This window comes from Tsukamurella sputi (assembly GCF_007858445.1).
In the GTDB taxonomy this organism is placed as follows: Bacteria; Actinomycetota; Actinomycetes; order Mycobacteriales; family Mycobacteriaceae; genus Tsukamurella; species Tsukamurella sputi.
This window is the reverse complement of record NZ_VIGV01000239.1, coordinates 1-509: the sequence shown is the minus strand read 5'-3', so window position 1 is coordinate 509 and position 509 is coordinate 1. Positions and strand designations below refer to the sequence as shown.

Genomic DNA, 509 nt, shown 5'->3' with positions numbered 1-509 from the left:
TTACAAGCCCTTAAAAGCAATGTTAGATGGCTCTCTCTCCAGCCCGGCGAAAAATATTCTTCTCTACGCAACCTCTAATCGACGTCATCTACTCCCTGAATCGATGCAAGATAATCTCAACCAATATGAGGCGCAAGAAATTCATCCACAAGAAGCAATTGAAGAGAAGATCTCCCTATCAGAGCGATTTGGGCTCTGGATCTCATTCTATCCCCCTTCTCAAAAAGAGTATCTTGCAATGGTAAAGAGCTGGCTCTATCAATTAGCCCCAGATATAACTTATAATGAGGAGATTGAACGCGAAGCACTACAATTTACACAGCGACGTGGCTCACGAAGTGGACGAATCGCCTACCAATTCACCAAAGACTTTGTAGGTCGTTCACAACTTATGACCATAAAAAATACTCAAAAGCATCTAACAACTGATATAGAGTAATCGATCGAAAGATTAAATCGGTATAATAGAAGCTTGTAATCAGTATCAATCCAGACCATCTTAATATGAA

General features: G+C 40.3%; 1 protein-coding gene. It reads left to right on the top strand.

Going from position 1 to position 509, the window contains the following annotated elements:
• On the top strand, window positions 1-439 hold a 439-nt coding region (locus FK268_RS26290; protein ID WP_146437928.1), incomplete at its 5' end, for a DUF815 domain-containing protein.
• Between the last annotated feature and the right edge of the window lie 70 nt (window positions 440-509).